Origin of the sequence: Catalinimonas alkaloidigena, from assembly GCF_029504655.1 — a bacterium.
GTDB classification, from domain to species: domain Bacteria; phylum Bacteroidota; class Bacteroidia; order Cytophagales; family Cyclobacteriaceae; genus Catalinimonas; species Catalinimonas alkaloidigena.
Genome location: NZ_JAQFIL010000001.1, coordinates 4276028 through 4294835 on the forward strand (window position 1 = coordinate 4276028; position 18808 = coordinate 4294835).

Annotated in this window: 19 protein-coding genes; all 19 read right to left on the reverse strand. The window is 35.4% G+C overall.

The annotated features are described in order from the left end of the window. Positions 1–300: 300 nt before the first annotated feature. Positions 301–1296 (reverse strand): glycosyltransferase family 4 protein, encoded by a 996-nt coding sequence (locus OKW21_RS17415; protein WP_277481471.1) that lies wholly within the window; start codon positions 1294–1296, stop codon positions 301–303. Continuing rightward, positions 1293–2267, reverse strand: a complete 975-nt coding sequence (locus OKW21_RS17420) for a glycosyltransferase family 2 protein (protein WP_277481473.1) — start codon at positions 2265–2267, stop codon at positions 1293–1295. The genes OKW21_RS17415 and OKW21_RS17420 overlap by 4 nt, the downstream gene beginning before the upstream one ends. Then, entirely contained in the window at positions 2170–3318 is a 1149-nt protein-coding gene (locus OKW21_RS17425; RefSeq protein WP_277481475.1) for an XrtY-associated glycosyltransferase XYAG1, read from the reverse strand. The genes OKW21_RS17420 and OKW21_RS17425 overlap by 98 nt, the downstream gene beginning before the upstream one ends. 21 nt (positions 3319–3339) lie before the next feature. Next, positions 3340–4059: a GDSL-type esterase/lipase family protein gene (locus OKW21_RS17430; RefSeq protein ID WP_277481477.1), complete on the reverse strand. Its 720-nt coding sequence runs from the start codon at positions 4057–4059 to the stop codon at positions 3340–3342. Positions 4060–4080: 21 nt separating this feature from the next. Then, the gene (locus OKW21_RS17435) at positions 4081–5169 is read right to left on the reverse strand and encodes an acyltransferase family protein (protein WP_277481479.1); all 1089 of its coding nucleotides are present in this window, start codon (positions 5167–5169) and stop codon (positions 4081–4083) included. 13 nt (positions 5170–5182) lie between these two features. Continuing rightward, positions 5183–6574, reverse strand: a complete 1392-nt coding sequence (locus tag OKW21_RS17440) for an exosortase Y-associated Wzy-like protein (RefSeq protein WP_277481482.1) — start codon at positions 6572–6574, stop codon at positions 5183–5185. A 10-nt stretch (positions 6575–6584) separates the two neighbouring features. Further along, a complete protein-coding gene (locus OKW21_RS17445) occupies positions 6585–7751 on the reverse strand; it encodes a glycosyltransferase family 4 protein (protein ID WP_277481485.1) in 1167 nt (388 codons plus the stop codon). A 16-nt stretch (positions 7752–7767) separates the two neighbouring features. Further along, positions 7768–8655: an FkbM family methyltransferase gene (locus OKW21_RS17450; RefSeq protein ID WP_277481488.1), complete on the reverse strand. Its 888-nt coding sequence runs from the start codon at positions 8653–8655 to the stop codon at positions 7768–7770. Then, positions 8652–9950, reverse strand: a complete 1299-nt coding sequence (locus OKW21_RS17455) for a glycosyltransferase (protein WP_277481491.1) — start codon at positions 9948–9950, stop codon at positions 8652–8654. The genes OKW21_RS17450 and OKW21_RS17455 overlap by 4 nt, the downstream gene beginning before the upstream one ends. Then, positions 9947–11170: a glycosyltransferase family protein gene (locus OKW21_RS17460; RefSeq protein WP_277481493.1), complete on the reverse strand. Its 1224-nt coding sequence runs from the start codon at positions 11168–11170 to the stop codon at positions 9947–9949. Before OKW21_RS17460 ends, OKW21_RS17455 begins: the two co-directional genes overlap by 4 nt. Then, complete coding sequence (locus OKW21_RS17465) at positions 11167–12195, reverse strand: glycosyltransferase family 4 protein (protein WP_277481496.1); 1029 nt, start codon at positions 12193–12195, stop codon at positions 11167–11169. Before OKW21_RS17465 ends, OKW21_RS17460 begins: the two co-directional genes overlap by 4 nt. Positions 12196–12452: 257 nt before the next feature. Then, the gene (locus OKW21_RS17470; RefSeq protein ID WP_477099975.1) at positions 12453–12947 is read right to left on the reverse strand and encodes an IS1 family transposase; all 495 of its coding nucleotides are present in this window, start codon (positions 12945–12947) and stop codon (positions 12453–12455) included. Between the two features lie 130 nt (positions 12948–13077). Next, a complete protein-coding gene (locus OKW21_RS17475) occupies positions 13078–13233 on the reverse strand; it encodes a hypothetical protein (protein WP_277481501.1) in 156 nt (51 codons plus the stop codon). 144 nt (positions 13234–13377) lie between these two features. Further along, on the reverse strand, positions 13378–13746 hold the full coding sequence (locus OKW21_RS17480; protein ID WP_277481503.1) for a glycosyltransferase family protein: 369 nt from the start codon (positions 13744–13746) through the stop codon (positions 13378–13380). Next, entirely contained in the window at positions 13747–14970 is a 1224-nt protein-coding gene (locus OKW21_RS17485; protein WP_277481505.1) for a glycosyltransferase, read from the reverse strand. Between the two features lie 43 nt (positions 14971–15013). Continuing rightward, positions 15014–15889: a sulfotransferase domain-containing protein gene (locus OKW21_RS17490; protein WP_277481508.1), complete on the reverse strand. Its 876-nt coding sequence runs from the start codon at positions 15887–15889 to the stop codon at positions 15014–15016. Continuing rightward, positions 15886–16872 carry a glycosyltransferase family 2 protein gene (locus tag OKW21_RS17495; RefSeq protein ID WP_277481511.1) on the reverse strand — a complete coding sequence of 329 codons (987 nt, stop codon included), beginning with the start codon at positions 16870–16872 and terminating at the stop codon, positions 15886–15888. Before OKW21_RS17495 ends, OKW21_RS17490 begins: the two co-directional genes overlap by 4 nt. Further along, complete coding sequence (locus tag OKW21_RS17500) at positions 16854–17780, reverse strand: hypothetical protein (RefSeq protein WP_277481512.1); 927 nt, start codon at positions 17778–17780, stop codon at positions 16854–16856. Before OKW21_RS17500 ends, OKW21_RS17495 begins: the two co-directional genes overlap by 19 nt. Next, positions 17770–18804 carry an acyltransferase family protein gene (locus tag OKW21_RS17505; RefSeq protein WP_277481515.1) on the reverse strand — a complete coding sequence of 345 codons (1035 nt, stop codon included), beginning with the start codon at positions 18802–18804 and terminating at the stop codon, positions 17770–17772. The genes OKW21_RS17500 and OKW21_RS17505 overlap by 11 nt, the downstream gene beginning before the upstream one ends. Positions 18805–18808: the final 4 nt, after the last annotated feature.

Here is an 18808-nt window from a genome sequence, read left to right on the forward strand (position 1 = left end):
CTATCATACAAATGCAAACCTGAGGTTGTTATGTATATATAGAGAAGCTATCAAAAGACCCAGGAATACAAATATCAAAATATTCCCAAACAGGTTTACAGCTGATCCCCATTTAACCGGAAACCCGAGCTGAGTTTGAAAATTACAAAGAGGTAGTGACTGATATTCATGAAGGGTTCAAGGTTTGGTGGCCCTAAGTTTAAGCCTGATAATCTGGAATAATTCTCTCACTGATACAAAAACAATACCCATAACAGAAACAGCAGGTAGATAATCAGCAAGAAAGAAACTAGCGCTTTATTACTTTGCATATCCCTGATAGATTTCCTGATATAAATCTGCGTATCGCTGTGCGATGGCTTTTACCTGGTATTTTTTTACGTTCTCAAACCCTTTTTGGATGAGGTTTTCACGATATGACTGATCAGCGATAACCTTACATACTCCTTCCCGGATAGATGCAATGTCAAATGGATCCGCCAGAAAAGCTCCCTCGCCAGCCACTTCCGGCATAGAGGAGATATTACTTGTGATTACAGGACGGCCTACCGCCTGAGCTTCAACTATGGGCATGCCAAATCCCTCTAATGTGGAAACAAATACTAAAACATCACTTTTTACGTATTCATGAATAAGTCTTTCTTCTGATAAGTGCGAATCCCAGCTGAAATCAATTTTATAACTATTAAATATTTCTTCATCTTCTACAGAAGGTTTGCCTACTATCCTAAGATGAATTTCTAGACCTTTGATAGCTTCAGCTAATCGTGATATATTTTTATTGGTTTTGGTACCAATCTGTAAAAGTATAGGTTTGTTGTTTTTTGGGTAAGGCGCAGGCTGAAATGCAGGAGACACAAAATCGGGAATCACTTTAACTTTTTCTGAGGCACAATTTGTGTGTTTTAATACTTCACATTTGGTAGCTTCAGAAATAACCGTAACAACTTGAGAGTGCCACACTGGCAACTTCAACCAAAACCATAATAAAATTTGTTTGGCAACGAATGAAGGGTGATCCATAAAACCACAATCATGAATCGTAAGAATTGTCTTTTTTTTCTTAAGCAGAATAGTTAAAAAATGGACATCTCCCGTTATATGGTTAATATCCCCTTGCTTGGTAGTGGCTTCAAATATATTATAAATACGCTTTAATAATCCAAGGCTTGAAAATCTAGATATAGCAACATTCGCATCAATGTCATTAGGCAAATGTTCTCTAACTCCCTGAAAAACTTTCTCTATGCTAAAATGATTGGGATGAGGTTTACGCTGGTAAAAGGTTACTTTCATTCTAAAATCTGCAACAATTTGGGGTCATATTCTTTTTCAATAAGTTGGCGTAAAGAAAGCTGTTGGCATTTCATCTTTTTTTTCATTTCAAATACCATAGCATCTACTAAAAAACGAAACCAAAACCCTTGAAGAAAATGAAATATTAAACCCACTGTACCATCTAGAAAACCTCTTTTAATAAAATATCTATAAAAAAAATAAGCCAAACTTCTGCTAAAAATTGGAGATTTTTGAAAGATGTTATTCTTTAACCAACGACGTCTCTCAATGGGCGTACCCCAAAAATCAACTTTCACTTCTCCTTTCTGCTTATTTGCTGACAGCAATTCTACCGCCTCAAACATAGCCCAACGCGCATGGCTAGACGTAAAATCTTTTAAATTATCGGCTACTGTGTCTATGATATCAACACCCTTTTCTACAGTCTTCACATTGCCATTAACTACAAAATGTTGATCATATACCTTTTCTTCGCAGTTACCGAGTGAAGTACGATACAATCTCAAATGAAAGTTAGGATAATGCCCCCCATGTTTTATCCACTGATTAAAGAAGATAGTTTTTCTTGAAAACATATATCCCTGATACTCTCTTTGGTCAGAGTCAAATTGGTATTTGAACCATTTATTTAAAGCAGGAGTAAGTCGTTCTCCAGCATCCAAGTGAAAAACCCAATCTGTATTATATGGATTATTTTCCTGTGCCCAATTTCTCTGCTTTGCATAATTCTCAAATGGATGTTGGATATATGAAACTCCATACTTTTCTAAAATATCGATAGTTGAATCAGTTGAAAATGAGTCAACCGCAAAAACCTTAGCATTTAAATTTTGAATACTTTCTAGACAAGCAGGTAAATTTTTCTCTTCATTAAACGTTAGAATAATGAAAGTTAAATTGTCTAGAATATCCTCTTTGCTGGTATTCTTTGATATATGATTTTGATACATTAGTTCCCGAGAAATCATGATAAATTTGCTGAGTATTTACAATCGTATTATTAGTATTATTATAAGCTTTTGTTAGGTTTTCAACAATACACTCAACTGTAAGCTCTTTACAAACCCACCCCACATTCTTTTGCACAACATATTCACTCATTCCTACTTGATTTGAGAGCAAAGCAGGTGTTCCTACTGCTAAAGATTCAAGTACTACATTGGCAAAATTTTCATTATAGGAGGTAAGGATAAACAGATCGGACTTTGCTAATGCTTTATATTTTTCTTCACCCTGCACCCAACCTTTCCACAAAACACTTGAGCTAATGTCTAATTTTTCAGCTAAAAACTTGAGGCTTGTTACATATTCAGTCTCTCCTTCACCATAGACTTCTAATTGATATGGAAAATCACAACGTGCTAATGCTTCAAAAGTCAGTTCTAATCCTTTTTTTGGGTGAATACGAGAAAGAAATATTATTTTCAATATAGAATGAGCGCCGTTCCGCTCAAATTTACCTTTAGGTAAATCAATGATATTGGGTAAAATAAAACCCTTCCACTTAGGATTAACCCTATGGGCATCCTGCCATTCCAACTGAGAAGTTGCATGCAGTTTAGTTATTTTCAACAGCCAACTTCCCAATAACAAGTGAATAATTTTTTTCTTAATTGAATTATCTTCAGTGAAACTAAATTGACTAAGCATCCCCCTGGGAGATAAAACTGGCTGCACCCCTTTTAACCAGCATACTAAGGTTGCCAAAACAGAAACCAAATTCCACCAGGAATGAATATGTATAATATCGTAATGGCTGCAATTTTTCCATAAAAATTTTAGGAGTGCCGGAGAAAAATGGGTATGATCTCCGGTAAGTCTTTTAAAATAATACACCTTAACCCCCTCTATATATGACTTCCCTTCTGGCAATTCTTTGGTACCATTAGCTGTTGTAGTTGCTACAGTTACATTTTCTCCTATGGCAGCTTGATGCTCACAGAGCTGACTTACGGATAGTGTAGGGCCTCCATAGACAAAAGCAGGCTTATAAGAAGGGGTGATGTGAAGAATTCTCATTGGATAGATAAAGTAACTAGTTTAATTCTTAGGTTTATACATATTGAGTCCTGTATCATTTGAATAGACAAAACCATGAATAACTCTTTCCCAAAGCTTGTAGCCCTTTTCATTTAAATGTAAGCCATCATCTGTATACTCAGGTTTTAACTGACTGTGGAAGGTAAAAAAACCATATAAATCCACATACTGGATTCCGTAAATATCAGTTAACCGCTTAATGGATTGATTTATGTCAACTATTTTCTCATTAGTTGCCTGCTGACTATGTTCTGATTTTTCTATGAGGGGGAATACACTTTGTACATACAGTTCAGTATAAGGAGATTTTTCTTTGATTATTCTTATGAGTAAATCATAGTTATCTATTATTACACTCTTTTTCAATCCATATCGTATGTCGTTAATTCCTATCAGCAAAAAAATTTTTGCAGGTTCTAGTTGAATCGCTTCATCCAGTCTAAATAACACTCCTTCCACGGTATCTCCCCCTTTTCCAAGATTTATCACATCTTTATCATGGTATTTGTTAACCCAGTCATTCCGTTCTGTTATACTGTTTCCCAGAAAAACGATCCAATTATTATTACTTCTTTTTTTTTTTATATCCAATACTATTTCCCGACGGTGCCGCTTACTGAAGATCCCTCTTTCTCTTGATATGAAATAATACATAAGCACTCCATTAGCGGTTATAGATATCCCTAGTAAACATACAAATAACAGCAGCTTTAGCTTCATGCGTTTTTTGAGAATAGATAATCAACTTGCTTTCTTTAATGCGAAAAAAGCCTTTTTATTAAATCCTTTGGCCAGTTTATGGGAAGGCCTTTCCAAAAGCAGATAAAATACATATGAAAATACCAATACGGCAGGTACACTAATCATCCACTGTATGTACTGAGTCAGGCCTTGCATATAATGAGCTATAATAAAGAACACCGGCATATGACATAGGTAGATAGAATAACTCCATTTACCTGCTGACTCAAGCCAGGGTAAAGACTTTTTCTTTTGTAAATAAGAAACTTCTGCTGATATCCAAAAGAATGCCAGAATCGCAAATAAATTTAATGAGATAGTGTAACTCAGAGAAAAGTGAAATCGAGCAATAGAACAAATTATGGATATCAATAGGATAGACGCCCTCAACATAAGAATTTTAGACTTACTTACTTTAGTACCCGTAATCAAATCAAAGTTCTCGGCTATTTTCACGCCCAGTAACCAGCTTGGTAAGCCAATGAGCCAGGTATATAATACACCATGATACATAAAGTTTCCATCATATCCCTGATCTGTGGGAATTTGATGTATGAAACTATCAACCGTATACCCATCCAAAAAAATGAAGACAGCAACTAGTATGTATGAGATGATAATTAATGGATTGATTCCATTCTTTCTTATTTGGATCAATAATATAGGATAAATAGTGTAGTAAATAAGCTCACAATACAAACTCCAAAGTACCGGGTTAACAAAGTCTAAAGGAGTGGCAATTGCAACAATTACTAACATGGGAAGACTGATCCGGATATATCTTTTTACGAGAAAATCAAATAAATGTAGATCTTTGCCATCTCTGTACGGAAAATGAATCACTATTCCTGAAATGATAAAAAAGATAATCACTGCTGCTACCCCTACAAATAGATTGCCTGATAAACCTATCAAATATCTTTCTAGTAACTGATCTTTATCCAACCATAATGTCAAACTTTCTCTTATACCATCATGGTGACCAAGGACTACCCAAAGAGCAAGAATAAAGCGTAATGAATCCATTCCCTGTATCCAACCTTTATGCTTATTCTGTTTGGTTGCTACTTTTAATGTTGTCTCGTTCATTTTACTAAGCTATTTATATTTTATTGCTTAACTGAATGATCCCCAGCTGCCTGCCTGCCCAAAAAAGAACATACATGAGTATTACACTCCAGAAGACCGCATTGAGCATAAATTCAAAGCTATTTCCCCGCCATAGGATCTGAAAAAGGCCAGTATATACCAGGCCGGAACCCATGAGATAGCCTCCAAACAGATTTTCTGCCTGTACTGATATCCAGGAAGCAAAACTACCCAATAGCAAAAAAATGATAAATATTGCAAGTGCACCTCCCGACAAATAAGCATCTACCACCGGAGGGGGTTTAGCCGATACGATAGAAGCACGATCAGCAACGCCAGCCCGGTAGACCCTTTCCATGATCAGTTTTTCGGTAATAGGTTTTTCAGGATAAAATACCCGCGGTATCAGGCTCATAACCGCCTGATCAATAATTTGAAAGCCATAAAAACCCTGTACTTCCGGCGTATGTTTGATATATTTGATAAACATGCTCAGCTCTGAGATACGGCCGGTAAGAAAAGCCCAGTTGTTGGTCATCAAGTCTACTTCTCCTCTTTGGATTTGTGCTATGGCTATCTCTGCTGCTGCGTCTGCTGATGTATCCCCAAACCAGGTGTTTTTTCTTACAATACTATTATAAGAAGGGATATATATGAAAAACAATAAGATTACAGTAGGAAATAGAATCAAGGCAGTTTTCCTGTAAATTGGAAAAACTAAAGCGCCTAGAATAATTAAAGGAACCAAGATTTCTTCTTTCCAGCCTGAAATGAAAGCTTTGTACATATTTAATAAAAAGAGTACTAAAGCGAATAGCATGGATTTGTTGTTTTTTTCAGGTAGTGCATAAGCAAGTGCGATCACAGAAGCAACAAAGCTCAAATTGGCAAACTTAATCTGTACTTGTGCCATACCAGGAATATACTGCAGCACAAAAGTCATCACTGTAAATACTACAGTAAACTTCAGCATTAAAGCAGATAATGAGACTGTTTTAATATTGAAAGTACTTTTCTGATTGTATTTCATAAACATAAGTATGCCATGCGCTAAGGCAGCATGGGCTAAAACATAATAACTCTGACCTTTTGCAATCAGTGAAATATGTTCCCAACTTGCTTTAGTCCAAACATTATATTCAAAATAGTAATAGCCAATACTTTGTAAAAAATAAAAAATGGATGACACTGCCATATATCCCGCAAAAATGATTTGAGTTAGAATAATTGGGCGAAAAAATTGCTCAGTGAAACTTAGATCATCGGGTAAAGGTCTTACTTTTCCGCTAAGGGTGATATAAATTATCCACAATGATCCTAACCAGGCAGTAAAGTAAGATAGGATTGGACTACCACTTAATGTAAAAGCAACCAAAAATGGAATATAAAGTAACAAGTATGCCATTACTTATATTTTACAAATTTGATAATTGTTTATTGATTGCTTCTACTATTCTTTTAAAACTCCAATCTTGAATAAGTAGCAACGACTTCCCTCCCATTTCAGACATACTATCTTTATTTTCAATTATAAGCTTAAGTTTGTTAGTAATATCGGTTAATGAATTGCTCTCAAAAATGTAGCCATTCTTACCTGGTTTTACCAGATCAGATGCACATCCTACCTTGTTGCTTACTAAAACAGGTCTGCTACATGCCATAGCTTCATTGACTGCCAGCCCCCAGGTTTCTCCCGGTCCCTGTGAGGGCAGCGCAAATACATCGCCTAAGCGGTACACCACTGGCATACATGACTGGTTCTGAAAGTCCAGGAAACGAATATTTTTCATATCCTGGGCTGCTGCTTTCATTTGTTCTTCCAGATGTCCATTACCCACAAATAAAAAAATAAGATCAGCCCTGTGCTGCATTTGTTTTGCCACCTGCAAAAGCAGCAGAGGGTTTTTCTTATTTTCAAATTTTCCGCAAAACAAAATTACCTTTTGATCAGCTTTAATCTCTAACTTTTGTCTCCACTGCCGGGCTTCTTTTTCATACTTATTTTCCAGGTCAGCGAAACGACTATTATCAATGGCATGGGGGGCAAAGATCATTTGTTCCTCATTCAGTCCATGTTTAAGAAAGTACTTTTTACTTTCCGTACCCACATAAAAAGCATAGTCAATATGGCGATACACCCACTTCAGCAAAGCTCGTCTCAGGCTTTGTTTTATGCCTCTATGTTCGTCAAGCAGATGAGAATCTCCTCGGAAATACACCGGTATTTTTCCCTTGAAGTAACGTAAGGCTTTCAAATGGCTACGATTGCTCCAGCCAAATACCAGCAAGGCATTGGCTCCCCAGGCAGTGACTTCATTAATCAAGTAAGGGTTGACAATACCTCTGAAATGATGCGTACCCGGATCTTTGGAGGAATTTTTCAGGAAAAGATAGTCATAACCTTCCAGCAAGGGAATATCCCACTTGACCTGTCTGCCAAAACCCTTATCAAAGCTTTCTTCCTGCGCCCCCCGGGTGTAAAAAATTTTAATATTCACGGCAGGAGAAGCCGCCAGCATACGAAAAACCGGTGCGTAATACTGTATGGGGTGGGTGGTGAGTATGGCGAGTTTTGTTTCCAAGGACAGATATCTAATATTAGATTTTAGAACCTAAGATGTTAAACTTTCTGGCTGCTTGCACTCTCTCCAGTACATATTCTTCTTCTCTAATATAAATAGTATTATACGAACCGAAACATCCAAGCTTTGTAAGAACCCGTGAAAAAGGATCATAATCATAAGGCTGAAAGCCTAAACTTAACAATTGCTGGTGTATCTCGTGCTCATCAATTCCATATCTATCGCCACTTCCATTCAACTCGATAATGATTGCATTAAGCGCAGGGTTATTCAAAGTATGAATGGCGCCTTCCAAGACAAATTTTTCATAGCCCTCTACATCAATTTTTATCAAAGAAGGTGCTTTTCCCTTGAGGGTATTATCAAGAGTTTTAACGTTCACCTTAATAGCATCTTTCACAGCTTCGCCTTTTGTGACCACATGGTTTACCGTATCAAGCCCGCTGGTAAAGAAGATAGTATCAGAGGTTGACCCTAGACCTATGTTATTTAGTGATACTAACTCTTCAATCTGATTAACACATGCATTATTTTTAAGATGAATAAAAGTAGAAGGTACTGGTTCTATGGCAATTGTGTGAGCGCCCACAACAGAAGAAGCCAGGACTGTATAAGAGCCAACATTAGCCCCTATGTCAACAAACACATCACTTTCTCTTAAAAAATGCAACAGGAATCCCATATCATTAAATTCATGAAGTCCCGTATACACATTTCCTGTAGCTCCCGTCATCCCTTTGGAAACTAAAAGCCTACTATTTTCAACAAAGGGAAACACGAGCGGATAAGGATTAAGCCAACTTCCTATTTGCCACTTAAGAAACCGTAAGAAAGTTTTTGTTTTATGTTTTTTTGCGAGCGGGTGAGTGCCTAAAAAGCTAAACGTTCTCCAAATACTTCTCATAATTTCAATTTTTTTTCAAAGTGCATGGTCTGTTTTTTTGTCATTTCCCGGGCGGTATAAGGCTGAAAAGCCTGCCAATCGGTATCCGGGCTAAAGGGCAGCTTCAACAGCATATTATACCAGCCCTGATAAATTTTTTCGGCAGTGCAAGCCACGTTCACTGCGTTTACCTCACTAAAAGCCAGAGGGATACCAGCTCCTGTAACTTGCAGTATGGCATTCACACTGCTAGCTTCATGAAAGACCGCTAGCATAGGCTTTCTGGCCAGTATATAGTTATACAGCTTGGAAGCCGTATATTTGGGGTCATCCGAACCGGGCACCAACAACATGCTGGCATCCTTTAGCAAACGCAATGCCTGAAAATAAGGAATTCGATCTGTTGATTCATTAACATATTTTGAAACTGCAAATGCCTCGGCAATTGGTTCTACGGTTTTTTTTCCCTTTCCAGACGCAGCATAACTGGTACCAATAAAATACATCCTGATTTTTTGAAATAAACCTGGGTTTTCATTTAAGCCTTTTTGTAAAGCCTGGAAAATGCATGTTATTGAAAACTGCATATCATGCCCTGCTCTTCCTATATATGGAATATGAATTAGGCCATCTTCCGGATCAAAAAACAAATTAGGGATCTTAATTTTATTCAATACATCAAAGTCTTTTTCAAATGCACCAAAGGTAAGCGTAGTACAATTATCTGGTTTGATATTTTTATAACGGTCTTGGAGAATTAGATTATAAGCTTCTGAAACCGCTATGATCCCATCGGCTTTTTTCATCGCAAATGGTTCAGTTAATTGATTGAGTCTGTAAGAAAACCAGAATTTTGGTGGTCTTTCATGTTTAGGCTTTTGCAAATAATAATCAGTAAGCCAGGGATCCTGCATGTCAATTACATATGGAACTTCAAACTTTTTCTTCCAAACCCTCCCCAGTATAGGTAAAGGAAACATAGTTGTAGAAAAGTAGATAAGATCAAACTTTCTTTTTTTTAGCAGCTGATTAACTTTAGCATAATAGAACCATAAAGAGCGTAAAGCAAGGCTTCCTAAGCCCAACTTCTTGGTATATTTAGTAGATAATGCTTTTATCTTAATAATCTCAATATCTTGGGGCACAGTCTGCAGAAGCAATTCATCCTTACTTGCTTCTATATAATCTGGTTCAACAACCACCACTACTGGTTCCCAACCATACTCTTTGAAGTAAGGAAGGCTTTGTCTAACCCGATGCATATCAGCAGCATTGACGGGTGGAAAGGAAGGAGATATGATGAGTACTTTTTTCATTCTTGAGCAAAAACATTATTTACAGCTGACAATAGTTTTTCACTTTCTTGTTCCCAGTTTAACTCATTTTTTCCTAATTCTAAGGCATTCTTTTTGTAAGTTTTTAACACATCTATATTTTCACTAAGAAAAATCAATATTCCCTCCAATGCAGTTATATTACCCACTGGAAATGTTTGGCCAATTTTAGGATATACTTCCATAAACTGTTTTTGTGCCGATGTCTCTGATGCTATAATTGCCAAACCTGATAAAAGATAGGTGAAAATTTTATTAGTAAGACAGATGTCTCTATTCTCACAATGGGGCACTTCAAGTGCCAAACCAATATCCTGCTTATCACCTATAAGAAAAATTTCTTCGGGAGGAATAGCATCCAAAAATACCAACTGATTAGCTCTTAAGCCTATATCACTCGCTATTTTTTTGAAATATCGCCTATTTTGTTCGGAAGATTTTCCAAGAAGTGTCAGTATTATATTCTGCTTGCCTATATTGCCCATTGCATGAATTACATCCTCGATCCCCCGATTTTTACCTATAGTTTGAGAGAACCAAAATAATTTCATCTTTTGATCATCTTGTTCTTTATTATATTTATTCCTACTAGGAAATACATTATTAATAACGATCACATTATTATTAGGGTAATGCTTACAATATAAGCTTCCCATCAATGGACTAGCGGTGGATAAATATACATTTCCTGGTATGAAACTGTCTTCAAGAATTGTTTTAGCCCTATATTCTTTAGTGTCCTTGGCCTGTTCTCCCCTATGATAATCTTCTGCATCAAAAGCATATTTCGTATTATGAATAGAGGCTACTTTTGCAGCTATAGGTAAAGCTCCAAGGTTATGTGCAATGTACAAATCTGCATGAAGCTGCTTTGCAACTTGCAAAAGTTCTACATAACTTCTACAATATATGTAGGGTAATACTTTCGGAAGAGCGTAAATATTATAAAATTGCTTCGCTAGTTTATTTCTGATTTTTGTGAATCTATAAAGCCATTTAGAACTGTAAGGAGTTCCTCCAATTAGTTGATATTTCCACTTCTTATCTCTAAGTAATACCTCATCACTCTTCAATGCCCAATCATCCCAAAAACTATAAAGTACAGTCACATCATAGCCTGCATCATATAAAGCATCCGCTTCCTTAACTAACCTTGGATTTGTAGAAGGCTGTCCAGTGGTAATGAGAACTATTTTCTTCAATGTTTAAGGTTTTTTAGATGAAAATAAAGACTTTCGTAAGCATCAACGATACATTTATCACTAAATTTGTTTTCTGCAATTAGCCTTGCTTCTTTCCGTTTAAGCCCCTGTATTTGAAGCACAGCATTAACCATCTCTTCCACTGTATTACATCTAAAACCATTTATACCCTGTCTAACGACTTCCGGCACAGAGCCTCTGTCCATGCCAATAATTGGTGTGCCACAAGCTAATGCTTCAGCCATCACAATACCAAAAGGCTCATTCCATAAGATAGGCATTAAGAACGCGTAAGCTCCTCCAAGCAAATTGTTTTTCTGTTCATCATTTACAGGCCCAACATATTCAATATTTTCATTCAAGTGGGGTTTAATCTGATGGTCAAAATACTGTTTTGATTTTTTATCATCAGGTATATTTCCTGCAATTATTAGCTTTCGTCCACTTTTCTGTGCTACCTCTATGGCTAAATGCGTACCTTTTATATGCTCTATTCTTCCTAAGAATACGAGAGGCGCATCCTCAGTAATACTTTCCTGAAAAGTATATTGCTTTATCGGGACACCATTTGGGATAGCATATGCAGGTGCGTAAGGTTTAATCTGATCTGCAATATACCCACTGCAACCAGTAAAGTGCATTGAACCTTTCTTTGACAATCTCATCGCTCTACGGATCATCTTTATGGATGGCTCACGTTGATAACTCATCACTTTTGGTAATGAGGTGGGCATAAGCATAGTCAAATAGGCTAACCTGCCAAAACTATGGATTATATCATAATTTAGTCGTTTAAGCGAAGCCACTTGTTTCATATTGTTTAAGGTATCGCTTATTTTACTGGGATTTTCACCTTTGTATTTTATAAGATTACAAGATACGCTAGACTCAGGGTGAGCAAAAAGAGTAACTTCATGCCCTTTATCCAATAAGCCTCTGATAAGCATATCAATAATTCTTTCAATACCTCCATATAATTTAGGGGGTACCGGTATCACTGGGTCTGCGGTTATGGCAATTTTCATGCTTTTTTCTGATATGAAATCAACATCTGTTTATAAGGGAAATAACTTTTGAGCTTATTAATAGATAACTCAACAAACTTCCATGAAACATAAGCAAGAAGGGTTGATATAATGGTTATAAAAAAAGGGGGGGTGGTTTAAAATGTATAATGAGTTTGATTTCAGTAGTTGAACATTAATTTAATTGCTGAGAGGTGAATGTCTTTCTTCTTAGAAAAACAGCTAGTTTTTCTCACCAACTGCCTATTTTTAGCTCTTTAACAAGTATTCACTCCTTCAATATGCTTAGTATATTCCTTCCCCTCTTTATGTTTTGCAATAGGTAGCATTTTTTGAAAGGCTGGCCTTTCATTAGTGCACAACTCCTCTACTTCTATTTGCTTTAGCTTTTGGTAAAGCTTGTCTACTGTTTTAGCTGAACGATCTCCTTTAACATAGACCACAATTTCATTATATTTAGGGCTATACGCATACAAAAGCCAGACTTTGCCATCTTTCTGTCTACCAACATACGTCCAAAGTTCATTTATTTGTATGCTTAGATAGTGGTTACTATGCGCAATATTATTTAATCTCTGAGCACTGTTTTTCAAACTTCGTAGTACGTTATAGCAGTTCACGCCTAAAATAGTTTCAATATCACGTACGCCACAGTTCCTTAATAACATGATGTATATAAGCTTCTTGTTGGCAGGATCAGCACCTGCGTATTGGTAGCTGTTTTGAAACTGCTTACCGCAGCTTCTGCACAAAAAATTTTGCTTATCATTCGTTTTACTTCCCATCGCTCAACGATCCGATTTTTGATACATTTTCACTTGAGTAAAGGACGCATTTGAGCTTGATTGTTATTACACACATAACTATCTAATAAATGCTTCATTACTTCTTATTCTCTATCATACATTCTTTACCACAGCCAAAAAGGATACCTAAAATAATGGTATAATATTTCGTTATCGCATGCGACCTGATCACTCTGGCTAACAAGAGAGGATAGTAAAGTTGACCTGCTTCTTCATCTTCCAAAAATGACATATTTGGTTATAGGTAACTCTCTTGATAAACTCTTCAAATATATTAACTCTTTTAAAGTATTTTTATAAAGAGTATTTAATTTAATCTAATCATACAGAAAATTTTTTACTCATTTTGCGATAAAATTCATAATAACTTGTTTTTCTAAACCCTCCCCAGTATAGGTAAAGGAAACATAGTTGTAGAAAAGTAGATAAGATCAAACTTTCTTTTTTTTAGCAGCTGATTAACTTTAGCATAATAGAACCATAAAGAGCGTAATGCCAAACTTCCCAAGCCTAACTTTCTAGTATATTTTGTGGAAAAAGCTTTAATCTTTATTATTTCTACATCTTGGGGTACAGTCTCTAGAAGTAATTCATCCTTACTTGCTTCTATATAATCTGGTTCAACAACCACCACTACTGGTTCCCAACCATACTCTTTGAAGTAAGGAAGGTTTTGTCTAACCCGATGCATATCAGCAGCATTGACGAGTGGAAAGGAAGGAGATATGATGAGTACTTTCTTCATTTAATTTGATAACGCTGCTTCTATTAGTTGACAAAGTTTTTCCTCTTGCTTTTCCCAAAGAAAGCTTTTTAAGTATGATTGTCTTGCTTTACTTTTTGCTTCAACTAATAAATCTCGGTTTGATAGCAAAAGCTTAATCGCATCAATTAAAGACTTTTCTTGCTCAAAAAGAAAAACTGCTTCAGGTGCTAGTACAGCTACCTCAATTTGACCCTCAGTTTTAGAAGCGATTACCGCTACTCCTGCTTCCAGATATTGTAGAATTTTGTTAGTGATTGTATAGTTTCTACTTAATGGTTCTTTACTTTCAAGTGCAAACCCAATATCATGCTCAGCTATTCTAGCTGGGAGCTCTTCATTTAAAACTAATGAATGAAAGTGTAATGTTTGACATTCCTTATCAGGAAACTTTTCTTCTAAAAGAGAGCGATAAGAAGCACTAATATTTCCTCTTAAATGTAATTCTAAAGGTTGTTCAATATGATGCAAAGCACTAATCAGCACTTCTAATCCTCTACCTGGACCAATCGTTTGAGAAAACCAAAATAATGAAGCTTTTGAATGGTCTACCCTATCTTTATAATCTATTGCTTCCTTTTTTTTACGCTTTGGAAAAGTGTTATAAACAACTGCAGGCATATTAGTTTTGTATACAGCAGCCATTTTCTGTGCCATTATCTCAGATGTAGTCCAGCTTAATGTAGTTGCAAGTGCGTTTTGTTCTATTTTCTTAAGCAGCTTAATAGGTCGGGCTTTTCTTGCCATTGGAAGTAAATCTTCAGAATACCAGTCTTCAATATCAAAAACTACCTTCTTATTATTTTGTAAAAGTTTGGTTCCTATATAAGAGGCCATCTCCTGATGACAAATGTACAAATCAGCATTTTGCTTTAATGCCATATTATATAGTTGTTTAGGTCCATAACCAAGTGCCAAAGCACTATTTTTAATCTTATATTTTGTTAGCCATCCACCTAACCTTCTTAATACTTTCAAATAAAATTGCTGAAGGGTATTTCTCTTTCCTCTCCTGAGATCAGCATAACACTTGTACTCTATATTTAATTTATTTAATAAGCGTAAATCTTCTTTATACAGCTTTTCATCATAAAATGTCGTGAGGATAACTACTTTATAGCCTTTTTTGGCCAATGCCTGTCCTTCTTTCCAAACCCTAGGATTTCTGCATATATGTGACTGTGTTATAATGGTAATTGATTTCACAGTTTTATTCTCTCTATTTAATCATTATAATGAATACATTAAGTTACTTAGAAGAAATATACCACCTATCATAACTTCTACCAGTAAGCTCTTCAAGTAAAATTATATCCTTAGCAAAATATTTTTCTGTAAGCTCATTGACTAGATTTTCTGATATTTTAGATGGGGCGGTAGTAAAGCTCTCGTAAGTTTTATTGCGAATCTTATTATAGTAGCTTGTAGGAATTAAACTTTTGATAATATCATTCGGAAACCAGGTATTAAAAAATCTCATCAAATGATTATTCTTAGGTATCATGGTCTTGTTTGCCTGCTTTAATTTATCAAATTGATTATCAATTTGTAAAAAGGAACAAATAGACCTTATGGTATCATCGGTTTGATTGACTAGGTCTTCAAAACATATAATCAGAATATTCTTTAAAGGAAATAATTCATAGTATTTTCTTAACTGTTCGTAATACAAACTTCTACTTAAATAATGTGGTGGATTGTACCACAGATCATACTGATCTATTTTAGATTTTATTATTTCTTTACTAATAGCTTTTTCAAAATTGTTTTCAGTCTCAACTAAATGGCTTCTATAAAACTGGAATTGAGAATATGCCCTTTTCACAGGTTGCCGCAAGAAAAATATAAGTTTAATATTTGAACCAAGTAAATCTTTTATATTTGGTGCTACATAGCTATAATGCAAATAATCTGGAGTACAGTCCACTCTATATTTTTGATCGGAAGCTTCATTAAAGAAATTAGAATACCAACCTAATCCCTTGCTATAATTATCAGGCACATCAAAGTAGTGAAGCTCTTTTTGATGAGGGACAAAAATATCAGGGTGATCTTTTATAAGATCATAGAAAGATGTTGTTCCTGCTTTCTGAGCACCGCCAATAATTAAGTTAGGAAGTTTCATTTAAAAAGTGGTCTAAAGCCTTTTTGATAATAAAAGTGATGAATAGTTTTAGCTGCCTTCCAACCTATAAGTTTAGATAAAAGTGAAAGTCCTGGGCCAGCAGGAAGAGAAACAGTTGGGTTATCTAGATTTGTTATATGTTTCTCAGCTTTCATTACCAAATCTTTAAATGCAGGATAAAATTCAAATACACGCTGTTGCCATATATTTGCACATACTTTACGCGTTCGTTGACTATCTTCTTTTTCAAGAATATATTGACATCCTAATTCTGTTGAAAGATAAGCTGATTCCATAGCTTTTCGTGATTTTTGCCTAGACAAGCTTTCTGAAATACCTGAACGATAGAATAAACGTGCTCCAGAAGTAAAATGTATTTCTTCAGCATTTAATAAAATACGTAACATATACTCAAAGTCATCGATAAGGGATAATTTCTCATTCCACCCCCCCATTTGGTCAATTATTCTTTTAGGTATCAAAAAAATGCCTGGTTGCATCATATTAAACCCTTCTTTCAAAGAATTTACTACCCAATCAGTAGAATGCATATTCTTCCAGACTCTCTCCGGATTTAATTTAAAAGTTTCAAGCTTATCATCATAAAACCTTCCCCACTCGGCTGAAGCAATACATCTATTTTTGCCTTGTAAAACTTCAACCTGTTTTTCTATCATATTCTGAGACATTATGTCATCAGCATCAAAAAACTTAATCAATTTTCCCTTAGATTGATTAAGCGCATAATTTCTACTTGCTGCAGCTCCTCTATTTAGGCAATGAAAAACCTTTAATCTGCTATCATTATAGCTATCTAAAATAGATTTAGTTTTATCAATAGATCCATCATTAACTACGAGTACTTCAATATTAGAATAGGTTTGCTCTAACACTGATTTTAATGCTTCCTCTACGTAGTTCTCTACATTATAAGCTGGTATACAAACGGAAACTAAGGGATTCTTCATATCAAGCTTCTCCATGCATGTCTAAAATACCACTCTTTTGAGTCCGCTACATAATGTTGTAAGGTTCCTTGCTTGCAGTTTACCTCTTCAAGCGTAGGCATCACAATATAATCTTTTAAAGCCCCAACAACACAATGCTTATCAGCTACAATCATAGCTGTTAAAGCTTGTTCGAGTAAGTAATTTGAACCTTCTTGTTCTTCCATATGCTTTGCCCAATATTCAATTTGATCCCAATTTATCAAATCACTTTTCAAACCAATAGCACCGACATTTACTTTTGGAGGGATATTAAAACCTGCAAGTCGCTCCATTATTTGATCTGAATAATAATAGGAATGAACGCGATCAACTATATAAAATGGTCCTGATGGTTGTAGTAACCATTCCATCATAGTAACTGGCTTTTTTAAGAATATCATATCAGAGTCTAATAGCAGCTTAAACCCACTAGTGCCAGCATGAACATCGGTTAGTTTTTTGATATGTGGATATACTCGCCGCTTATAGTGTAAAAATGGATACTTACTTTCCGGCAAAGAGGTAGCTAAACGCTCATTAATTTGATGATGATCTACCACTTCTGATAGTGGAAACTGTGATTTTATTTTTTGTTGAATATCTTTATTTAGAGTACCGTCATCGTAAAAGATAAATTTAATATTCTTTTCAGACACTCTTGACAATGAATATGCGCAAAATGCAGTCATGAACCAGAATTTTGCTCCAGTAAGAAAACTAACTTCAGACAAATTATCCAGAGGTTGATCTTCATGAATAACTTGTTGTAATGTTTCAGATGCCTTTCTCATCTCATCTTTTCCACGATTGATCTGCCAGGTGTTGTAAATACCCTGCTGAATGGTTTTCTCAACCACTCCTTTAGGTTGATAATAAGTCTTATACAATATTTTACCGAGCATAGTATCCTTTTATTATAGATATATTTCTTTTTATGACTGCTTTTCCTATTAAAATAGAGGGTTTTTCCACCAGTCTGTAGAACCAATATGATATAAGTATCAATATTCCTAGCACAATAAAATCATACAGAATGTGCAATATCAGATTATCTAGAAAGATTCCTTTTCTAAACTGAAGTAGAAGATAAACTCCTATTGGAACATGAATAAGATATAGGCTATAAGAATATTCTCCCACTTTACTAAGCCAATACTTTTTACTTAAAAGAGATGAATGGCTGAAATAAATACTTATCAAAGTGAAAAGGCTAACTATGCCAACTGCTAAATCTTTAGTAAACGCAATCCCAAAAAAACTAATTAATAGTATCAATGTCCCAATACTCTTCTTTTTATTAGTAAACTGATATAGGCCTAAGCCTGCTCCAAACAAAAGCCACTCTCTAAGAAAAAAAAGACCTTCTACTACAGCTGGGCCTCTTGTTTTACCAACTGTTTCGTATGTTCCAGGAATAAAGCAAAGTATACAAATCAACAGAAATACATAATTACTGAATGATCTCCTATAAAGAGTTAGAGCAACAATCAAATAAAATACAATTTCATAAGTCAAACTCCAATAAACCCAATTCATTGTCCCCACTTCTGTAGCAGGCTCAGTTAATAGCGTAATGGTAGCCAAGATCTCAGTTATTGTAGATGGGATTGGACTTACATCGTTATAACCTGAGCAAATAACTCTTGTAAGAACTACCATTAATACTACTCCAATACTAGCATAGTAGGGAGGGAAAATTCTAAAAATACGCCGGAGCATAAACTCATGAGGAGAAGTAGATTTTTGTGTTACCATACTGATACAATATCCACTAAGTATAAAGAAAATAGGCACACCTAACCAGCCGTACTTTGCAAAGGAAGTATAAAAGTTTGTTTCAAAAGGGATAATTTCATTTAAGTGGAAAATCACCACCCATATCGCAGCAAAACCTCTTAGCGAATCTAACCAATAGTTTCTTTCCATGATA

Coding starts and splice junctions, on each gene's coding strand:
- OKW21_RS17415 (WP_277481471.1), bottom strand. CDS start 1,296: ATGAAAGTAACCTTTTACCAGCGTAAACCTCATCCCAATCATTTTAGC.
- OKW21_RS17420 (WP_277481473.1), bottom strand. CDS start 2,267: ATGATTTCTCGGGAACTAATGTATCAAAATCATATATCAAAGAATACC.
- OKW21_RS17425 (WP_277481475.1), bottom strand. CDS start 3,318: ATGAGAATTCTTCACATCACCCCTTCTTATAAGCCTGCTTTTGTCTAT.
- OKW21_RS17430 (WP_277481477.1), bottom strand. CDS start 4,059: ATGAAGCTAAAGCTGCTGTTATTTGTATGTTTACTAGGGATATCTATA.
- OKW21_RS17435 (WP_277481479.1), bottom strand. CDS start 5,169: ATGAACGAGACAACATTAAAAGTAGCAACCAAACAGAATAAGCATAAA.
- OKW21_RS17440 (WP_277481482.1), bottom strand. CDS start 6,574: ATGGCATACTTGTTACTTTATATTCCATTTTTGGTTGCTTTTACATTA.
- OKW21_RS17450 (WP_277481488.1), bottom strand. CDS start 8,655: ATGAGAAGTATTTGGAGAACGTTTAGCTTTTTAGGCACTCACCCGCTC.
- OKW21_RS17455 (WP_277481491.1), bottom strand. CDS start 9,950: ATGAAAAAAGTACTCATCATATCTCCTTCCTTTCCACCCGTCAATGCT.
- OKW21_RS17465 (WP_277481496.1), bottom strand. CDS start 12,195: ATGAAAATTGCCATAACCGCAGACCCAGTGATACCGGTACCCCCTAAA.
- OKW21_RS17475 (WP_277481501.1), bottom strand. CDS start 13,233: ATGTCATTTTTGGAAGATGAAGAAGCAGGTCAACTTTACTATCCTCTC.
- OKW21_RS17480 (WP_277481503.1), bottom strand. CDS start 13,746: ATGAAGAAAGTACTCATCATATCTCCTTCCTTTCCACTCGTCAATGCT.
- OKW21_RS17490 (WP_277481508.1), bottom strand. CDS start 15,889: ATGAAACTTCCTAACTTAATTATTGGCGGTGCTCAGAAAGCAGGAACA.
- OKW21_RS17495 (WP_277481511.1), bottom strand. CDS start 16,872: ATGGAGAAGCTTGATATGAAGAATCCCTTAGTTTCCGTTTGTATACCA.
- OKW21_RS17500 (WP_277481512.1), bottom strand. CDS start 17,780: ATGCTCGGTAAAATATTGTATAAGACTTATTATCAACCTAAAGGAGTG.
- OKW21_RS17505 (WP_277481515.1), bottom strand. CDS start 18,804: ATGGAAAGAAACTATTGGTTAGATTCGCTAAGAGGTTTTGCTGCGATA.